Origin of the sequence: Paenibacillus sp. FSL K6-3182, from assembly GCF_037976325.1 — a bacterium.
Taxonomy (GTDB): Bacteria; Bacillota; Bacilli; order Paenibacillales; family Paenibacillaceae; genus Pristimantibacillus.
In genome coordinates this window covers 3,042,739-3,062,675 of record NZ_CP150265.1, presented here as the reverse complement: position 1 = coordinate 3,062,675, position 19,937 = coordinate 3,042,739, and the positions used below count along the sequence as shown (strand labels likewise).

17 protein-coding genes, 1 pseudogene and 1 riboswitch are annotated in these 19,937 nt (G+C 44.0%); of the genes and pseudogenes, 3 read left to right on the top strand and 15 right to left on the bottom strand.

From position 1 onward, the window contains the following. Positions 1 to 96: 96 nt before the first annotated feature. Both MHH56_RS13095 and MHH56_RS13090 read left to right on the top strand, forming a co-directional pair. Complete coding sequence (locus tag MHH56_RS13095; protein ID WP_339208698.1) at positions 97 to 804, top strand: TerC family protein; 708 nt, start codon at positions 97 to 99, stop codon at positions 802 to 804. Between the two features lie 121 nt (positions 805 to 925). Further along, positions 926 to 1,201, top strand: a pseudogene (locus tag MHH56_RS13090) (helix-turn-helix domain-containing protein); the annotation flags it as partial. 153 nt (positions 1,202 to 1,354) lie between these two features. On the opposite strand, the gene thiI reads toward MHH56_RS13090, so the two are convergent. From thiI to MHH56_RS13015, 15 genes are all read right to left on the bottom strand, one after another. Then, on the bottom strand, positions 1,355 to 2,575 hold the full coding sequence (thiI, locus tag MHH56_RS13085) for a tRNA uracil 4-sulfurtransferase ThiI (RefSeq protein WP_339208696.1): 1,221 nt from the start codon (positions 2,573 to 2,575) through the stop codon (positions 1,355 to 1,357). A gap of 2 nt (positions 2,576 to 2,577) precedes the next feature. After that, positions 2,578 to 3,726: a cysteine desulfurase family protein gene (locus MHH56_RS13080; RefSeq protein ID WP_339208694.1), complete on the bottom strand. Its 1,149-nt coding sequence runs from the start codon at positions 3,724 to 3,726 to the stop codon at positions 2,578 to 2,580. Between the two features lie 92 nt (positions 3,727 to 3,818). Then, complete coding sequence (locus MHH56_RS13075; RefSeq protein ID WP_339208693.1) at positions 3,819 to 4,496, bottom strand: lytic transglycosylase domain-containing protein; 678 nt, start codon at positions 4,494 to 4,496, stop codon at positions 3,819 to 3,821. 57 nt (positions 4,497 to 4,553) lie between these two features. Next, positions 4,554 to 5,309, bottom strand: coding sequence for an HAD family hydrolase (locus MHH56_RS13070; protein ID WP_339208691.1), 756 nt, complete (start codon positions 5,307 to 5,309; stop codon positions 4,554 to 4,556). A gap of 170 nt (positions 5,310 to 5,479) precedes the next feature. After that, positions 5,480 to 6,082 carry a nitroreductase family protein gene (locus MHH56_RS13065; RefSeq protein ID WP_339208690.1) on the bottom strand — a complete coding sequence of 201 codons (603 nt, stop codon included), beginning with the start codon at positions 6,080 to 6,082 and terminating at the stop codon, positions 5,480 to 5,482. Positions 6,083 to 6,252: 170 nt separating this feature from the next. Further along, positions 6,253 to 7,857: a DUF2339 domain-containing protein gene (locus tag MHH56_RS13060; protein ID WP_339209584.1), complete on the bottom strand. Its 1,605-nt coding sequence runs from the start codon at positions 7,855 to 7,857 to the stop codon at positions 6,253 to 6,255. A 51-nt stretch (positions 7,858 to 7,908) separates the two neighbouring features. After that, entirely contained in the window at positions 7,909 to 8,619 is a 711-nt protein-coding gene (locus MHH56_RS13055) for a TIGR02206 family membrane protein (RefSeq protein ID WP_339208688.1), read from the bottom strand. A gap of 83 nt (positions 8,620 to 8,702) precedes the next feature. Further along, positions 8,703 to 9,401 (bottom strand): response regulator transcription factor, encoded by a 699-nt coding sequence (locus MHH56_RS13050; protein WP_339208687.1) that lies wholly within the window; start codon positions 9,399 to 9,401, stop codon positions 8,703 to 8,705. Continuing rightward, positions 9,394 to 10,797 (bottom strand): HAMP domain-containing sensor histidine kinase, encoded by a 1,404-nt coding sequence (locus tag MHH56_RS13045; RefSeq protein ID WP_339208686.1) that lies wholly within the window; start codon positions 10,795 to 10,797, stop codon positions 9,394 to 9,396. Before MHH56_RS13045 ends, MHH56_RS13050 begins: the two co-directional genes overlap by 8 nt. A 23-nt stretch (positions 10,798 to 10,820) precedes the next feature. Next, positions 10,821 to 11,549 carry a DUF6081 family protein gene (locus MHH56_RS13040; protein WP_339208684.1) on the bottom strand — a complete coding sequence of 243 codons (729 nt, stop codon included), beginning with the start codon at positions 11,547 to 11,549 and terminating at the stop codon, positions 10,821 to 10,823. 29 nt (positions 11,550 to 11,578) lie between these two features. Next, complete coding sequence (locus MHH56_RS13035; protein WP_339209583.1) at positions 11,579 to 12,490, bottom strand: prenyltransferase; 912 nt, start codon at positions 12,488 to 12,490, stop codon at positions 11,579 to 11,581. A 73-nt stretch (positions 12,491 to 12,563) separates the two neighbouring features. Further along, positions 12,564 to 13,607: a hypothetical protein gene (locus MHH56_RS13030; RefSeq protein ID WP_339208682.1), complete on the bottom strand. Its 1,044-nt coding sequence runs from the start codon at positions 13,605 to 13,607 to the stop codon at positions 12,564 to 12,566. Further along, entirely contained in the window at positions 13,604 to 15,376 is a 1,773-nt protein-coding gene (locus MHH56_RS13025) for an HSP90 family protein (RefSeq protein WP_339208680.1), read from the bottom strand. The genes MHH56_RS13030 and MHH56_RS13025 overlap by 4 nt, the downstream gene beginning before the upstream one ends. Positions 15,377 to 15,539: 163 nt before the next feature. After that, positions 15,540 to 17,297: a methyl-accepting chemotaxis protein gene (locus tag MHH56_RS13020; protein WP_339208678.1), complete on the bottom strand. Its 1,758-nt coding sequence runs from the start codon at positions 17,295 to 17,297 to the stop codon at positions 15,540 to 15,542. 85 nt (positions 17,298 to 17,382) lie between these two features. Then, positions 17,383 to 17,467, bottom strand: a riboswitch (cyclic di-GMP riboswitch). Between the two features lie 72 nt (positions 17,468 to 17,539). Then, positions 17,540 to 18,310 carry a DUF1836 domain-containing protein gene (locus MHH56_RS13015; protein ID WP_339208676.1) on the bottom strand — a complete coding sequence of 257 codons (771 nt, stop codon included), beginning with the start codon at positions 18,308 to 18,310 and terminating at the stop codon, positions 17,540 to 17,542. A gap of 256 nt (positions 18,311 to 18,566) precedes the next feature. Between MHH56_RS13015 and MHH56_RS13010 the strand changes: the two genes are divergently transcribed. Further along, positions 18,567 to 19,886 (top strand): hemolysin family protein, encoded by a 1,320-nt coding sequence (locus MHH56_RS13010; RefSeq protein WP_076268110.1) that lies wholly within the window; start codon positions 18,567 to 18,569, stop codon positions 19,884 to 19,886. The last annotated feature ends 51 nt before the right edge of the window (positions 19,887 to 19,937 follow it).

Genomic DNA, 19,937 nt, shown 5'->3' with positions numbered 1-19,937 from the left:
AATATGTCCATAAAAATTTTTGAATCCCTCTTCACTGCGCAGCGTATTTATTGTAGACTTCAAGATATTCCTTTTTATGGAAGGTGGAAATGACTTATGGAACTATTCTCTGTCGAGTTTTTCTCCGCCCTGCTGACCATCGTTTTTATCGACCTTATATTGGCTGGTGACAACGCCATTGTTATTGGGATGGCAGCACGAAACCTACCTAAGGAACAGCAGAAGAAAGCCGTTATATGGGGAACGGTTGGAGCGATTAGCATACGAATCATTGCCACCTTGCTTGTTGTTCAGCTTCTAAACGTTCCTTGGCTTAATCTTGTTGGAGGACTTCTCCTCGTTTGGATCGCATACAAGCTTCTCGTACAGGATGATGCACATGATGGCATCAAATCAGGCAATACCCTTTGGCAGTCGATACGTACAATCATTATTGCCGATGCGGCAATGGGACTTGACAACGTAATCGCAGTTGCAGGCGCAGCCCACGGGAACACTTTGCTCGTTATTCTTGGGCTTCTCATCAGCGTACCAGTCGTTGTATGGGGCAGTACGATATTCATCAAACTAATCAATCGCTATAATTGGATCGTTTATCTAGGCTCAGCGGTTCTTGCATATACCGCTGCGAAGATGATCACACATGAAAAATCGTTTAAAGCATTTTTCGAGAATCAACTCCTCTTCTGGTCCTTTGTTATCGTAGTCATTATTCTTACAATCGCAGCTGGATTATTGACCAATAAAGGCAAAAAACAAAAGGCAGAACAATTAAATAGCGATTCCACTAAGGGAGAACATTGAAAAGCCGTTGTGTAGTTGCATCCAGCAAGGGACTGACCATAACGTGAGACAAATCAAAACACCTTCAAGAAAATGCAACCATGTCGTAAGATATGGAGACAACCTTGGAGGTGTTTTTACGTTGGCAACAAGAGTAAGTTGCCCAGTGGAAACAAAAATGAAAGCTATTGAATTGAGAATAGCAGGCATACCAGTTAAGGAGGTAAAGGAGCAACTCAACATACAAAATGAAACGCAAGTGAAGACTTGGATGCGATGGTATCGTAGCGGCGAGTTAAACCGTTTAGAGCAGCCTGCTGGCAAACAATACAGCTACGGTAAAGGACCCGAGTTCACCTCGGAACTGGAGCAAATAAAGGCGGAGAATCGGTTCTTAAAGCAACAAATAGATGTGCTAACGCAATTCGTATTCAAACGAAACTAAATAACCAGTCGCCGATTGATTACAGGCGACTGGCCGTTTAAACTTGAAAGGTATTTTAATCCCTGTCTGACAAATGAGGGTCAGTCCCGCAGGAACCATATACCTGCAAAGCTTCTTCATTCGTAATTAAAACCAGCTATCCTCTCCAGCGGTTTGGGCAGCAGTTTGAAGCTGCGGTGACAATAAAACTTCCTCCGTACCGTCAACAGCGGCAGTGAGCAATTGATTATAATTAGGAATTAGAGCCTCAATCTTCTCAACGATACGAAGATTCGGATTCGTACTTGGCGATTTCGGCAAAAATAACGTACAGCAATCCTCATATGGCAAAATCGACGTTTCGAACGTTCCGATTCTCTCCGCCATCCGAATAATTTCATGCTTGTCCATCATAATTAACGGCTTAAGCTGCGGCAGATCTGTTGCTCGACCAATGACATTCATGCTCGGCAGCGTCTGGCTCGCAACCTGCCCCAAGCTCTCGCCAGTAACGATACCGTTTGCCCCATTGCGTTCTGCCAGCTGCTCTGTGATCCGAAGCATCGCCCTTCTCATTAATGTAATGATCAGATTATCGCTCTTCGCTTGTACTAGCGTAGTTTGAATTTCGGTAAACGGCACAAGATGAAGCTTAATCGGCTCCCCGCTGAAATAGGATAATCGCTTTGCAAGCGCAATTACCTTATCTTTAGCCTGCTCGCTCGTGAATGGGTAGCTATGGAAATGCACTGCCTCCACTTCAAGGCCTTTACGCAGTGCCAGCCAGCCCGCTACAGGACTATCTATGCCCCCGGAGAGCAATAACATAGCTTTGCCATTCGATGCAAACGGAAATCCGCCAGCGCCAGTGATGACATCGTAGAAGATGTAAGTAGCTTCCGCTTGAATATCCACCCGCAGCTCAATTTCCGGCTTGCTGACGTTAACTTTAAGTCCCGGCATCGCACGCAGAACATGTCCGCCCACCAAATGATTCATTTCCTGCGAATTATGAGGAAACTCTTTCCAAGCACGTTTCGCGCTCACCTTGAACGTTTTTGGCTGCTCTGGCAAAGCTTGCATAAGAGCTAGCGCAGCTGCTCTTATTTTCTCAAGATCAGCCTCTGTGCTGACAACTGGACTTAAAGAAACGATGCCGAACAAGTCCTTCAAGCGATCAGCTATAGGCTCATAGGGATGTCCATTCAGCTTGATATAAAGACGACCAAACGATTTGAAATAAGTAATATTATCATAAGAAATTAATGCCTGCTTTACTTGATCAAGCATTCGTTTCTCGAATTTGTTCCGATTTCTTCCTTTTACCATTAAATCTCCATAACGGAGCACGATCTGATCATAAAGCAAAATTAAGTCAATCTCCTCTCAAGCGGCTTAAGTTGTGCGACAACATGACGCAGTGCGGCTCCTAAGGCTGCAATATCCTGCTCTTCATGTTCGTCTCCGAGACTAATCCGAATGCCGCTGCTCGCCTGCTCATGACTTGCACCGATGGCAAGAAGCACGCGGCTCGGCTTGTCATCCTTAGAAGAACATGCCGATTTCGTTGAAGCCATTATACCACGTTGCTCTAACATATGGATGACAACCTCTGGCTTCATGCCCGGATAGGAGAAATGTATAATATGGGAAGCTGACGGCTCCGCCCCGTTCAGCTTAAGCTCTGGAATTTGCTCAATATGCGTTAAAAGCTGCTGTTTGAGCACTTTCAATCGTTTTGATCTTTGCTCCATTGAAGCAAGCGACATGCGCAATGCCTTCGCTGACGCAACGATAGCGGGTACGTTTTGTGTTCCAGCGCGATGCCCATACTCCTGGGAGCCGCCACTAAACAAAGGGGACAGCGTAATGCCATCACGCACGTACAAATAACCTACGCCTTTGGGACCACGAAGCTTATGCGCCGAACCGCTAAGCAAATCGATGCCGAAGTTTTCCAAATGAATCGGCAGCTTCCCAATACTCTGAACGGCATCGACATGCAAGATGACCTTCGGATATCGTTTAAGCAACTTTGCAATGTTCTCGATTGGCTGAATGGAGCCGATCTCGTTGTTGATATGCATCACGCTAACGAGAATCGTTTCCACAGTAATTGCCGCTTCCAATTGCTCAAGCTCTACATGACCCGATCTGCCCACTGGCAAATAGGTGACTTTGAAGCCTTCTTGCTCCAGCTGCGCAAAAGATTCGTATACGGAGGCATGCTCAATTTGTGTCGTTATCAAATGTTTGCCTCGTCCAGCGTACTGACGAGCAGCACCCTTTATCGCTATATTATTTGACTCTGTACCGCCGGAAGTAAATACCCATTTCCCCTTAGAGGTTTGCATCTGCTCGGCTAGAACAGCACGCGAGCGTTCAATTAACTTGTCAGCGTCAGTACCTGCACGATGCAGCGAGGAAGGGTTCGCATACTGCGACTTCATCACTTCCATCATGGTCTGCACCACCTCTTCATACGGTGGTGTTGAAGCACAATGATCAAAATATAACATTTTCGATTTGTCTCCTTTTCAAAAAGAAAAAGATCATCGATTGCTCCCGCCTGCATGACGGATCGCTAAATCGTGATCTTATTGCTGTCGTTCTACTTGGCCTGAAGCACCTTGGCAACATAGCGCTGCGTCTCTTCCGGCAACGCTTCAAGATTTTCTATTAGCTGCTCGTTCGTTTTTATTCCTGCACGGTCCACTCGCCCCGGTCCTGCATTGTACGCAGCCAGCGCAACCTGCTCATGTCCATTATACTTGTTTAACAGCATCGATAAATATTTAGTGCCGCCATCAATGTTTTGCGCGGGATCAAAGGAGTTGCTAACGCCTAGACCTCTTGCTGTTCCGTCCATTAGCTGCATAAGGCCCTTAGCGCCAGAACCTGACTGAGCATCTGCTTGAAAGCCGGATTCGGTTTTGATTACCGCTTGAATTAATGAAGAATCTACGCCATATTTGGCTGATGCCTGTTGAATAAGCTCGTCATAAGCAGATGGAGAGCTGTTAGACACGCCTTGACTGCTAAACGACAGGTTAGGCATGCCGCTAAGTGAACTCAGCTGCGCGAGCGCATCTGCTGGCATGACTTGCGCCAATGTATTATTTTCAGAAGAAGTATCGGTCATATATTGGGATAAAAGAGTATCAAATAAGGATGCCGAGCCATCGCCTGTTGTCGCTTGCAACGGATTAGTAGCTGCTTGTAAATTTACATTTGGTGAAAGCTGAAGCTGCAATAATGTTTTGATTATCCGAGGGTCAATACTCATCATATCCTCCTAGCTGAATCATTATGTAAGTTTGTTACGTGTACTTTAAGTATATCGGTTTTAATTGTACATGTTTTTAGAGCAAACAGCCAGTTTCCCCTCATGAATCCTTTCAATGAGCGGCATTACCTGTTTTATCGATTGACACTCCAAATATTTCACATGCCCATCCTCTGCAAGAGGCAGCTGCTTTCTGGGATTCAGCCAAATAGGCGTCCAGCCAGCAAGAAAGGATGGTTTGATATCGTTATGCCATGCATCGCCTACATAAATAAGCTGTTCCGGTCTGTAACCGGATTGCTGCTGAACATGCTGAAAGACTTCTCTATTAGGCTTAGCAATACCCATGCCATCTGAAATGAATATGTGCTCTTCATTTATCCATGATAATAGGGATAATGATCTAATTTTGCTCATTTGATGCTCTACCGGACCATTCGTAATCAAGCCAATTTGCATGCCTCTAGCTTCCAGCTGCTCGAACAGCTCAGCAGTATTTGCTCGGAGCTTAATCTGCAATTGCTCCTGCTCGTAGTTCCGCTGCAGCTGCACGGCTGCCTCGCTCGACACAGCTAGGCCAATATCAGAGAACGCCGATACCGTCCGCTGGATGCGAAGCTCCTCAAGTGATAATTCACCTCTTGCATGCTGCTCCCATAAACGATCACTGTGTCTTCTGATACGTTTGTACACATCTTCTATAGGAAAGCTCCCCATGACATGTTTTTCCAAGTCAGTACCCTGAGCAGCAAGCCGAAAAGGCTGAAGCTGATCGTACAAGGTATCGTCCAAATCAAAATAGACCGCTTTAATCACTCGTTATCTCCTATCGTTGCATCATGCTGTCGCTTTAAATCTTTTTTTATTATAGCGCTTATGGCAGCTGTTAACTATAAATTCATAGACAGTGTTCATACGGCATAAAAAAAGATCGCCCCTATAAATAGGAACGATCTTTGGCTCAAAGCTATTATATAATATAGTGCTTATTTAAATACTTTCACACGCTCATCAATCGGTTGATACGTTTTTTCGCCTGGAGCTGCTGTTGGTTTGCCAAATGGCATTTGAGCAACAAGCTGCCAAGAATCCGGCAATGACCATGTCGTTTTTACTTCTTCATCAATAAGTGGATTGTAGTGCTGAAGCGAAGCGCCGAAACCTTCATTCTCAAGCGCCGTCCATATTACAAATTGATGCATGCCTGAAGTATGCTGCGACCAGATCGGGAAGTTGTGAGCATATGCTGGGAAGTTGGCCATCAAGCCGTCAACGACTTGTTTATCTTCAAAAAACAATACGGTACCGTATCCGCTTTTGAAAGCGCCCATTTTTTGCTCAGTTGCCTCGAATTGATCTGCTGCAATCATATTGCGAAGCGTATTCGTCGTAATATCCCACAATTTATCATGATTTTCACCAAGCAATACAACTACACGAGTGCTTTGTGAATTAAATGATGATGGAGTATGCTTGACCGCTTCATGTACCAATTCTACAATTTTGTCATCGGAGATAACGGCCTCCTTGCTAATGCCGTAGATCGAGCGTCTTTTACTTACTGCTTCCAAAAAAGCTTGTGATGTCATTTTTTCTCCTGCCTCTCACATGTTGTGTGTCTTCCATCTGTGAACTAAGTATCCGCCTTAAAAGGCAGTTACAAATCCAAATAAATTTAATTACTTTACGTAAGTAACTTTATTGTATTGGAGTACACTTGTCAAGACCAACAGGTTCATTATTCCCCCTGCGTTCTTAATTATGATTCAGTGACAGCCTCTTCACCTTTGCCATTAATTTCTCCATTCTTAACACGCCATTTGCTATTTATCCACGTAATAAAAAACGAAATCGCTCCTAGTATTAACAGTACACCCACCTTGTAAAGTGCCTCTTGCCCGCTTAAATCCATAAATATCGCTTTAATTGCAACGATAACAAGTACCGCTGAACCGAATGCACGAAACAGCAGCTCGCGATAATAAACACCCCACAAAATTAGCAGCAATGCATAGCAGCCCCAAGAAACAGACAAAGCCAAACCTAAATAACTTGAAGCGGAATCATACATATATTCTGTGAAAATATTTTCAATTTGCCTTGTCAGCAATCCGCCGACGATGAGATGGGATAACAGTGCATACACACGGGCAAGCATCCGATTCGCTTGATCAGCGAACTGAGGAACGACAAGCTTTCTAGAAAAAAAGAAACCCAGTGCAGCCAGCACCATCCAAGCAACAGCCCCCCAATTCAGAAACGGGATGTACATCCCAAACCATTCGCCGCGAGGAGTGTCCCAAGTGACTACATACCAATAACATCCGACCACAAACCAGATAGCGAGCGAGCCGATGCTCAGCAGGATCCAGCGCTTAACATAGCCGATTGCTGCTGCTATCGCAGCTATGCAGCCCCATAGAAGCACCGTAATTAAAGGCTTTGACTCATATCCGCCGCCAATGCTGCTTACCGACACGAGAATCAACAGCAAACCGCCAAGGAAATACACGCCTGAGGATGGCGTAATCTTGTTTGTTAACATATAAATAACGAAACCACCGAATAAAAAAACGATTCCGATAAAAGAGAGTATGTACCCATAAGCCACTTCACCGTTCAAAATGAATAGTGCCCAAAATCCAAAAAGAATGCCATTTATCGCGTTCATATACAAATCGATTCCCTCAAAGGATAACTTATTGCTCCATGAAGAGACCATTAGTCCGATTGTATAAAAGAGAAAAGCTGCGAGCGCATATCGAAACGGCATACTCCAAAAACCTTCAGTCGATGGATTATAATGAATGAAATATACGATATACATCAGCCATGATCCGATAAAGCTGATGAACCGCAGCTCATGCCAATTGCGCGAGATGCTAAGAAATAGGAAGGCAACATTTAATACAAGAAGATAAAGGAATAAAGCAAATACTTGATCTGTTTCCGGCCGCATAAGCAGCGGAGATAATAAACCACCCAGCATCGCTATATTCATCAGCAGCCGAGACATAAACTTATACGCATAAACGGATATTCCAATGGTTACTGCACTCATTCCAAGCAAGACGGTCATTGGGTTCCATAGCCGGTAAAAAATTCCTGCAAAAGAAAACGTGGCATACAAAATGCAAGCCGCCATGCCAATCAAGATTTCACCAATCGGATTGTGTGGCAGCCGGCTTGCGAGCTTCAAGCCGACTGCGCCTACACCCGCTCCGCATATCATACCAAAGCCAATTTTCATCGACTCCGTAATCCAGCCTTGATCTATCGAATATTTGAACAACGTAATAAAAGCAGCCATAACGAACAATACCCCAAGCAGTGAAGTCCAATGTCTATTCACCATTTCCTGCATCTCTTTCACTTTCCCACCTTCTCTCTGTAAATAATAAATACATTTCTGATGTTACTGAGCAGAACTGCTTGGTTTAACGAATATTAAGCAATCGAGCAGCCTTACAGCGGCATATAGCAGCAAAAATATTACAAATGCAATAAGCTCCAGCTGCAGCAAATACCATGGCCATGGCCCCAGCATATCAAGCAACGAGGCTGTTCCCGGTTTTTCAGCTAAAAACATAAAGTTTGTTTTACCCGATGCCACGTTCGTAATCGCAGCCGGAATAGCGAATACATGCAGCCAAAGTTGAGCCTTCACTACGGAAAAGAAAGTCGGTCGATAGCGTTCTACTACGACGATAAATAGCGCTGCGCTAACAATACCTATATGTGCGATGAAAAATTGAAAATAACGAAAATGCGGAAACGCTTCATCTAAATTGGGGGTTAACAGCGCCTGCAGCGCACCCATGCTTCCAAGAAAAAATAAAGCATCATACAGACTTTTTGGGTTCCAAAGCAATACGACCGCGCTAATCAAAAGCATTAAGCTGCAAAGCTGAAATGGCAGCGAGCCTACTCCCCAATTATCATTGAGAATATAAGATAGCTGAAGCGAGACCTCGCAGCATATTAGCAAAATAGCCAGCCCTATTCGTACCATCTTGTTTATTCTAGGAACTCTCATTCGCTTTCGGAAAACGATAATGCAGATAATGGCTGCAACGAGAATCGCCAATGCCCCAAAATGAGCAGCCGAGAACATTTCAAAATCCATCGGTTATGCCTCCAATCTGTTGATGTAAGCGTTCTTCTACTATCTATTTTGTAAAAAATGACATAAAAAAAATAGTACCAACTTTACATGGTACTATCCTCGTCCTTTTTCTTATGAAATAAGCCCATCTCTTTGGCTTTATTTGCTGCTTCGCGCGACCCGCTCAAATTCAGCTTTTTTAATATATGATTAACATGGTTTTTGACGGTACGAATCGATACAACCAGCTTGTCGGCAATCTGCGGCTGGGTATATCCTTGATCAATTAAATCAAGCAGCTGAAGCTCAGACGGTGTAATCAAATCACCGAGCTTCTTCGCCTCGAACTCGCGCTCCATCTGCTTCAGTCGACGGAATTCCTCGCGCATCCGTTCTGCTACAGCCGCGTTAATGGGGGATTGGCTTCGGTATGCCGAGCGTACAGCTTCAGGCAAGCTTTCAAAATCAGATTTGATTTGGTAATCGATAGCTCCCGCTTGGAAGGATCGAAAGATAAGCTCCTTCTCCTCCATTGACGTAAGCATGATGACCCTTCCTCCGGTAGCTATTGCCGCCTCCTCAGCGAGCAGAACGCCTTCCGGCCTTCCGTCAAGCATGATATCCATCAGCACTACATCTGCAGGCACAGACTGCTGCTTCCCTTCCATAAGCGCCTGTCTAACATCGTCTGCCCTGCTGGCAGTCCAAACCACTTCAATATCCTGCTCCTTGTTTAAATAAGCGACAAGGCCGCGCAGCCAATCACGATCATCCTCGACGATCCATACCTTGATTTTATCCATTTGCTTCCCTCCTCTGCGAAACATGTACATCTATTTTTGTGGCTTGAACATTTCGTTTCGGAAAAGTCATGTAGACAGATGTTCCAGCTCCTGGCACGCTTCGCAAGCCAAGCATACCTTTATGCTTGCGCATCACATGGTACGCATAGGGCAGTCCGAGTCCAAAATTAGTGTCACTGCCGCTTTTGGTCGTATAGAACGGCTCCATTACTTTCGTTATCTCACTCTTGTCCATGCCAAGGCCCGTGTCTCTGACCTCAATAATAAGCTCTCTTTTGGTTTCGCTTAACAGAATAGACAGGACGCCTTTGTCTTGCATAGCCTCCAAAGCGTTGGCTATTATATTGCCTAAAGCCTCGCTTATCTGCGCGGGATCGATGCGACAACTCCAGCCTTCGTTTAACACGCTTTGCAGCTCGATGTTGCCAAGGCTTTGGGCGTATCCTTTCATCGTCTTCTCGATAAGCGCTGCAATGTCGGTCACTTCCACACGAAGCACCAAATCCTCCGTTCGACGATGCACCCTTTGCAGCATCTCCTGCATATGGCGAGAAGCGTTCAGCACCGTTTCAACATCCGCAAGCAGCTCTTGTTGATCGGTTTCAATGGCATAAGCTTTCATCTTCTCCGAGAAAAGCCGCATTTTTCCTGCATCGTTTTTGATCGCATGATTAAGTATGGCAGTTCCTGAGGTGACTGCTCTTAACGTAGAATCGTATCTGCGGCGATCGATCTTCACTCGCACACCCATGAAGCCATAGGTGAATAATGCAATAACAAATACAGTTACGGCTAAACCAATGATCCAAGTATTATAGACCCACATCCGCAGCATGCCGAAGCTTGGAAATACGTAATTCATGACCATACAGAACATAACTGGCGGCAGCACGGTTGAACATATTATCCAGTGTGTGCGAGAAAAAGAGGCATGCAGCTGCCGCTTGAGCAGTACCTGTATCGCCCCGTACATAATATAAGGAACCGCCCACCATACGACAATCTTGAACGAGATGGGGTACATCGTATTATAAAATGGAGTAAACAAAACACATAAAACAATCGGAATTAACAGTAAAAAGGGCATAAGCTGCTGCAGCCGTTTTGGTAGCCGTACAGGTTTGTACGCTATAGCAAACAATGCAAAGGAATACGGCAATCCGTAGTAGGAGGTCAACGAGGAGAACGCTTGCAAGCGATAAAGAAGCTGCTGCGCTACTTGATTCATTCCAGCTTCCGCTGCTGCTGGCAGCCATTGCAGGTCAAGTACGGCAGCAAGCGCACCAGCTCCTCCGCTAAACGCCACAGCGCCTAACCAATGATTAACGGATGCTCGCCGATCGGAGAGCCATATAATGGCTGCAATAGCCCACAAAGCAATAAGAACGAATAGCATAACGCAGCTCCTTCATAACAACTTTACTCTTTAATTTCTATTGTAATGGGAGACCATTCTCCGATCACAGTCTGTCCGTGCACCGACACGCTGCCCTCCGGCGACAAATCCTTTTCCGTCATAATGCCTAGCGCAACGATAAATTGGTTAAATTTAACCGGAACATCACGCTCTCTCCGCACTTCTTGGCCATTCAAAAAAAATACGACTTCATCATTGGTGCGATTGTACGTAATTTTGTACGTATTAAATTCGCGCGCCGCAAAGTTTGTGTCTTCCTTAAACACACAGAAATATCTCGTTTTATCCGTCTCCGGCACCTTTACTCCTGGAAAAGGAAGAACGGCATATACACTTGCATATTTGTCATTTCCCGCAAAAAAGTCGAGTGCCCCGCCTGTCGTGAAATCGAGCAGATTCAAAGAAACGAAACCATCATAAAGATCATCAGGCGCTGTATTTTGCGAACGTGCGCGAATTTGTAGCTCAAAGCTGATCTCACCGGATTCAGGTACAAGAACAGGTTCAGCAGAATAATACATATGCTTAGCATTATCCAGTATTTGAATTTGATCGTTCGAGCGGCTAAGCGGTGCTCTTACATACAGCAGTCCATTGCGAACAATGACAACCGCATTTGGCTCTCGGTACTGCCAGAAGGTTCCGTCTTGCAGCGGAAAACCGCCGATTTTCCATACTTCCCCTTCATTTAGAATCGTATGAAAATCTCCTAAAGTCCATTGCTTCTCCATATCCTTGACCTCTTTCTAAGTTGTATGTTTTAAATAAGACCCTGAATGATTAAGGCAACGATTAAGATCACACCGCATCGCATCGTTGCTTTCAGCGAGGCACCCATAAGCGGTACGTATGCAGCAGATACATTATTTGATGATAACCTGCCGTATACCAAATATAAAGGTATCGCTGTTGGCAGCGCCAGCAGCCCGTAAATAGGCAATGCTTTCACGACCACGCATAGGATAAGTGAAATATAGGCGAGAAAAAGCAAAACGCGCGAGAAAACGAGTGCTCTCTTTTCTCCCCAAACGACGACTAATGTTCTTTTCCCTGCTTGACGATCAGCCTGCCAGTGCAGGAAATGGTGATTAAACAATATTAGGGTAGTCAAAAGTCCTATTGGGAGCGATAGCCAAAATGCCCGAGAATCTAATTCTGAGGTTTGTACAAAATAAGCGCCTACGACAGGCAGTATGCCGAAGGAGATCAAAATCGCGACTTCACTGTAGCCTTTGCCGCGGTATCCGAATTGGATCGGCGGAGCTACATAGAAATAAGCAATTAACGCCCCAAGCCCGCCAAATACGAGCACCGGCCAGCCGCTTGTTATACTAATTATAATGCCGCAAATCGCTGCAATGCCAAATAATGCCCATGTTACGGTCGCAAAGGTGCGAATGCTCCACGTCCCTTTTGTCAAATAGCCAGAGTTGGTTGCAATTGCCCCTTCCGTCGATTGAGCGGCCGTATCCGTACCGTTATAATAATCCCATAAATCATTGATCATATTAGAAAATAAATGGGCTGTTCCTGCCCCAACTATGGTGATGATAAATAATAAAGGATTGAAAATGCCGTTCCACACAAAAGCCCCCAGCGCACCTAACGCCACGGGAATAAGCATAACAGGAAGAACCCTCAGCCTGGATGCTTTCATAAATTGTTTAAACATAAGCTGCCACTGCCCTCTCTGTTGTCGATCGTTCAATTGAACCACTTCCATTTGCTATACGTCAACACATGGATTAAAAATGGCTTAGTTTTTGAACTTGTTTAAGCTTCTGTTTGAGCAGCTCGGTGCAATAATGATTTTGGTTTCTTAGATCAAAAGCAGCAGCTAATTGTTCGGTATCCTTTACAATCATCTCATACGTAATATCGCTGCTAACATTCAGCTTTCTCCGACGGTTTTTCGCATGCCACAATTGTAGAAATGCTCTAGCTGAAATCATATACAACAACCGATCCCAGCCTACTCTCGTATCCAGCGCATATTGGACGGTTTGTTCAAACCATTTGGCGGCTTTATGAATGTCGGTTGCTGTGTAATAAGCAAGGAAGCTCCCATATTCGCTTAAGTAACCAGGTCCCTTTAACAAACGCGCGCCTTTTTTTGCCATCTTTACAGCTTCATCTGCTTGCTCCGTCTCAAGGAGCGGGAGAAGCAGATGGCTGTACGTATTTTGCGGAATGGATTTGCAGGTCATTCGACCATCCATAATAGGCTTCATAGCTTGCAGTCCTCGCCGATATCTGCCAACTGTAAAATGATAGTAGCCAAAGCCATTTTGCTCACAGGCGCTGCAATCAGACATTCCATCTCTAGCCGTCTTGCGCCAAAGCTCATAGTTTGCTTGAGCCGACTCATGATCGCCTTGAGATAGCGCGTATCGATGAAGACATTGATAATATGGGCGCAGGCTGTGACCGTATTGTAAGCATTTTGCCTTAAAATCATTAAAAATCGAATTGATTTGATCCGTACCAAATTGCGGAAACCGCCAAATTTGATTAACAAACCATTTATAGTGCCAAATAAGGGTGAAGCTCGAATAAGCAGCCGGATCTTTTTCAAACTGAGTTAAGCACCAGGTAAACGAAACAAGAAATCGCTCTTCATAGCCCGAATCAAGCGCTGCCTCGGAATAAGTCATGCGGGCGTAATAGGAGTCTTCCTTCGTCATATGCAAATCGGCTATCCGAATAGCCTCCTCAAGCACCGCAAGCTTCTGTTTTCCCTGCGGCAAGCTCCATGCCTCGCTTCGCAATTGATCATATCGCTGCTTCATAGCTCTCGATCACCAGCCTGACTAAGACCGATTTCCAGCACCTGCATAAACGATTTGTTCATTAACTTCAGCTCCTCAGGGCCAAGAGGATATTGACCAAGCAGCAAGGCCTGCGTATAAACGGTCTCAATGCTTAGCTTCTGCATATCCGCATTCTGACAGGTCATAGCCCTCTGCATAAGCGGATTATTAAAGTTGTAGCAAATCGTCGCATATGGCACCTCATATAACTCATGGATGACAACATCCACAATGTTTGCGAACAAATCATTAGCTTCATCTTTCGTTTGCTCTGCCATTCTCAGAAAATTCACTTCATCATTTGTATTGTATAAAGCAGCCAAATCCACTGGCTCAAATCGCTTTACTACGCTTCTGCATTGAAATGGAGCTAGCAGCTGATCCGAGAGCTCCAGAAAGGAAAGAATGCTTTTATGCTCCGCGGGAGTTATGGATTGGAAGACGTTCGAGAAATTAATCGGATCTAGAACTAACGCCTCGATATCCTCATCCAGCGCAGGCAGCTTGCGTACAAGTTCAAAATCATGGACATAACCGCCGTTAATAACCATCACATTTTGCGCTTTGGCAACGCGAGCCACTTGGCGGAATTCATCAAGTGTTGAAGATACAACGATCCGTTTGTTCTGTTCCAATATTTCGCTCATCTTCATCATGCCAAATGAAGTCTCAAACGACAAGAAAGGGATAAACAATCGATAAAGCTCATCATCTTCGGCAGCCATCGCTTTAATGGAAGCAGAATGAATAACAATAATTTTCCCGAATAGTACAGGATTTGATTCTGAAAGCTGAATCATATGCTGTTTAATGTTTTCGCCAATTTCATCCTTTACGGTATGAAAAAGCTCATTTTCCATAAATGACTCCCGAGAAGCCGTTGGTCGAAGTCCATTCGTATTCATGATACACGTAACAAAAAAAGCCCAATCCGGAAGCATATTGTTAACTTGATCGGAAAGCAGCATACGTTTCATATATACCTTATGTTTTTTCTCGGCTTGCAAGCTTACAGCATAAGGAAGAATATAAGCGACACCCTCAAGCTCACCAATTACTGATTTTAAAGGTATGGCATCCAAGAAGGTTTGATACAAGTGATCTTCGCCATAGGTGAGCGCATCACTGCTATTCATGGACCACGGAGGAGTTTCCTCGTTAATCCTAATATCTGTTTTCCCTTCGGACAAATGAATCGGAACAGGTAGGAACTGACCATAATGGCTCATTAACTCCATCACACGATCCCATTCGTAATAATCCTCGTAACCCTCCTTGCATGTCAAAAACACGGTTGTTCCGATTGGAGCATCCTTCTCAAGCTTGCGAATCGTGTACGTGCCGTCTGGCCGCCCGCGCCATTCTAAAGTATCGCCTTCTAGAGCGGAGCGGGTAATAACAACGATTTCGCCGCTCACTACGAAGCAGGACAGCAAACCCACGCCAAATTGTCCAATATAGTCGTCTGCTGAATCCATTTCGTCACGCTTGGAGGTACTTCCGATTTGAGCCAAAAAAAGCTGGATTTCGGATTCGGACAGGCCTATCCCATTATCGTGAACGGCAATCGTTCGAGAACCGTAAATTTCAACTGTTACGCGTGCATCAAAACGATGTCCAAGCCGTTTGCGTGCCGTTATCGCATCAACGCCATTTTGTAGTAATTCCCTAATGAATACGCCTGGGCTCGAATATAAATGCTTTGAGAGAAGCTCGATCATCCCTTGTAAATTAACTTGAAAGTTCATTTCGCTCATCCTGTCTCCCATAGTGGATCTGTTTTGTATTGGTCTATTCCATTCATTGATTCGGCATTATACTCGCTTATCCTTCTTTATTTGCACAAAGAGGCAGGCAGCACCCCAAACCTATGGATGCTGCCTGCCTCACACGATTATCATTTTGTGTTGCTTATACTTTGAAAACAGATGCTTTCTCCTTCAAATCCTGCGAGGAAAGTGAAAGCTTCTCCGCAAGCGTGCGCAAATCATCGGAAATATCATTTTGCTTAACTGAAAGCTCGCTCATATGTTCCATTTTCCCATTCACTTCTGAAGACGTAGTCAATAGCTTGTCTACTGCAGACACGATATGAGACATGCCTGTTGTAATTTCACTAATTGCCGTAGAAATCTCGCTCACTTGATCTGACAGCATGCTGCTTTGTGATTCCAATGCTTGGAATGTGCTGCTTGCGGTTTCAGATGCTTGACGCGTCGTGTTAATAACATTCGCGAAGCTGCCGATCGTGCGGCTGCTTGCTGCCACATCGCTCTGTATGAGTGTCAGCTCCTTCGTGATCTGCTTCGAGATCATATCGGTCTGACTGGACAACTTGCGGATCTCATCAGCGACTACTGCGAACCCTCTGCCATGCTCACCCGCTCTTGCCGATTCAATGGATGCGTTCAGTGACAACAAATTCGTCTGTGTGTTCAAATCCTGAATGCCGTTCAAAAACTTAGCTACATTGTTATATCGTTCATTCATCGTTTCGAAAGCTTCAGTTAGCTTTGAGAACTGGTCTACTGTTTCATTTACCATCGAGACCACGCCAGCCATCTGCTGCGTGCCGTTATGAGATGATTGCTTCATATTTTGCATATCATTGTTTATGTATTCACTCGACGCAGCAATTTGCTGAGAGCTTGCTGAGATTTCTTCCGTAACTGCCGAAATGGATGAAGCATCGTCATACTGCGACAGCAACACTTTTCTGCCCAGCTCCACTTGGCCATTTACATCCTCTGATGCTTTTCGATTAATACCAATCATATTATCCATATTATTCGAGATGTGGAGCACAGATTCGCTCACTTCAAGCGTAGCTTTAATCGTTTCTCGCAGCTGATCGCCCATATTAGCCAAAGCGTGGTCAAGATCGCCAAATTCGTCAGAGCGAACGAGTTTTTCTTGACTTGTAAAATCATTATTGCCATACTGCTTAATTCTTTTTGTAATGCCTACAAGTCCTGTTCTAATCGATTGTGAGATGACAAAAATCATAATAGCAGGAAGAATAGCTAGCAAAATGACATTTATAAGCACAATAAGGTTCGCACTGGATATGTCTTTATCGAGAAGCCTCTGCGTCGCGTTAGCGTCTGCGGTCAAACGCTCGTGCATTGTATCGTTGGAATAACTTAGAATGACGGTATATACGCTTATTAGATTGCTTATGCGGAGCGATTTCTCATCTGATGATAATCCACTCACGTCTGTATTCGTCACTTTCAAGTTATCTAATGCTAGCTTAAGAACATTAACTTGATTCGCATAATAAGGACCATCTTCCGTTGCAGGCGGATATTTCTTATCCATATCGATAAGCTGTTTCTCCAACTCATCGATGTTGGCAGGCATCGTTTCCAAATCCTTCATGATCAGCGTTGCATCGCTTTTGCCATTTTCAATGGCATCTACCATTAGAAGCATCACTTTCAGCAGCCTATTCGATATACCTTGATAATTGCGTTCAGCACGCTGCAATTCCTCTGAACCTTCGACTGAGGTTGCTACTGAATGATTTTGAAAATAAATCAAAACGCCCGAGCCTACATTAAATAGTGTGATGATTGCGGTAACAAGCAATAATTTGCTCGTTATTTTCTTCAAACTCAATTTCTTAAACAGTATTTTTGCTCTCTCTATCATATCCTTAAAAACCATCCTGCTTGCTCTCTCCTCTGTCTCCTGAAAACAAAAAAAGCTATCCAGCCACAGGAGGCGGACAGCTCAGTTAGCTTATTATCCTTCCGGCGGTCTGGCAGCCATAGTGCGTACACCTTAGGCCCATAACTTTGCGTCCTTGTCTTTCAACAAGTTTGCCTTTTTCAGTTTGTCTATTTTGTAGTTTACAACTTAAACCAGTATAGGACTATTTAGTGAGTTTGTCATCCCTTGAACCATATTTATTCTGTGGCTAAAAATAAGGTTGCATTGCAATAACGCCTTGCTAACGAATGAAAATAGGAGGTTTGGATGGAAATAACCGCAACGAGCAAAATATTTCGCACCGCTTCCCATTGTTTTTCTGTTAAATTCGGCAATCTGCTTGCAAATTGATTCGCTGAAGAGCGAATGACATGCTCTGTCAATAAATCTTGATGCGGATTTTCCTTCAGATGACCGGAAATGTCGAGCAGTTGATCGTTATTCGCATCTAGCTCCTCAAACATACTAGTATAAGATGCATATAATTCAATAGGCCCAACTAAATCGTCTGCTTCATCCTCTGGTTTCTTGAATACGATCTCAAAAAGCTTGCGTATGGATTCAAAATCAAGATTTGACTTTAAATCATCAATAATAAATAATAACGCAGCTTGGTTTAGAGAATATTTTTTCCCAGCTTTCGGACAATCGAAATAAGGTTTGAAATCTCGCTTTACCCAGTTTTGCATGGAGGTAATCGACAGATTCGAATATTCGATTAATTGGCCCAACGCAGCAATTTCATGTAGTGAAAAGCCTTTAATCTCATTTCCTTTAATGAGCTTTTCAATAATTGGAGGCAGCAGCGTAGACATAAATGCAGGCAGTCCCGTGCCTTTCTCCAAATCACATTGATGCGTTTTGGTCCATGCGGCTTGCAGCACTTGCAGTGGCTTCAAATTATACTTTCCGTCCAGAGCCAGCAGCAAGCAAGCCATCTCTTTTCGAGTAAGCGTAAAGGACTCCATCTCGCTTCCTCCTCGCACATTCGTCTTGCATTCCTATATTACAAGTTCATATGAACTCATCATATGCCGGAGAATGACGCTTGTAAAGGCTCGAAAATCAATGAGAATAAGCCTTTCATTCTCGTTAAATCGCTTTTAAAGCGCGTATAAGGCTGTTACCGTTGGATATGGCATTTGTCATATCATGTAATCATTCGTTATAGTAGATCATAAGAATAAAAAAAATATAAACATAAAAGGGTAGTGAAAAACGAAAATGGGTATAGGATTCAATTTATTCATGATTGCTCTTCTTATTTTATTAACTGCTTTTTTCGTCGCAACGGAGTTCGCCATCATCAGACTTCGCTCCAGTCGGATCGATCAGTTAGTGCTTGAGGGCCGGAAGAACGCACTTGCCGTTCAACGGGTTACGAGTAATCTGGATGCCTACTTGTCAGCCTGTCAATTAGGTATTACTATTACAGCGCTCGGGCTGGGCTGGCTGGGAGAACCGACAGTTGAAAAAATGCTTTTACCCTTGTTTGAACGTTTTGCTATTAACGATGACATCAGTCATATTCTATCCTTTTTAATCGCATTTATTTCGGTCACATTCCTGCATGTTGTTGTCGGGGAGCTTGCACCAAAAACGTGGGCGATCCAGAAAGCTGAATTTATTAGCTTCTTAACAGCAAAACCGATTATTTTATTCCACAAGATTTTATATCCTTTCATTTGGTTGCTAAATGGCTCGGCTAACGCTTTGGTTCGCTTGTTCGGATTGAAACCAGCTACAGAGCATGAAGAAGCACACTCGGAAGAAGAAATTCAAATTATTCTTAACGAGAGCTACCAAAGCGGAAAGATTAACAATACAGAATACGGATATGTAAGCCGCATTTTCGCTTTTGACGAATTGCTGGCCAAAGAAATTATGGTGCCTCGCACCGATATGATTTGTTTGTATACAAACAAATCATTAGCTGAGAACATGGAAATTATTCGCAAGGAACAATATACGCGTTTCCCGGTCGCACTTGAGAGCAAGGATAACATCGTCGGCATGATTAACACGAAGCAGCTTTTCCTAGAATATGAATCAGATCGTGATTTGGATTTCAAAAAGCTTGTTCATCCTGTACTGAGCGTTTCTGAGGTTACGCCAGTCAAAATGCTTCTAAAGCGAATGCAATTAGAACGTGTTCACATCGCTATTCTCGTTGATGAATACGGCGGTACTTCCGGACTAATTACAATTGAAGATATTTTGGAAGAAATCGTTGGTGAAATTCGTGATGAATTTGATGCTGACGAACGCAAGGAAATTGAACAGTTGGCCGATAACTGCTATCTTCTCGATGGTAAAGTATCACTTAGCGAGCTGAGCGATCTAACCGGCATGAACTTCGAGGAAGAGGATGTGGATACGGTCGGCGGCTGGTTGTACAGTCAAGTGACCGATCCAAAGCCAGGCAAAGAGCACTTTTACGAAAACTATAAATTTATCATTCGTGAGACGAGCAAAAACCGGATTCGCAAGGTCGAAATGCTAATTGAGCAAAATCAAGAAGCCGTTGAAGGCGAAACCGCATAACGATAGGTTAACAAGAAAGAAGCAGCCTTTGCTCATTGCATAGGCTGCTTC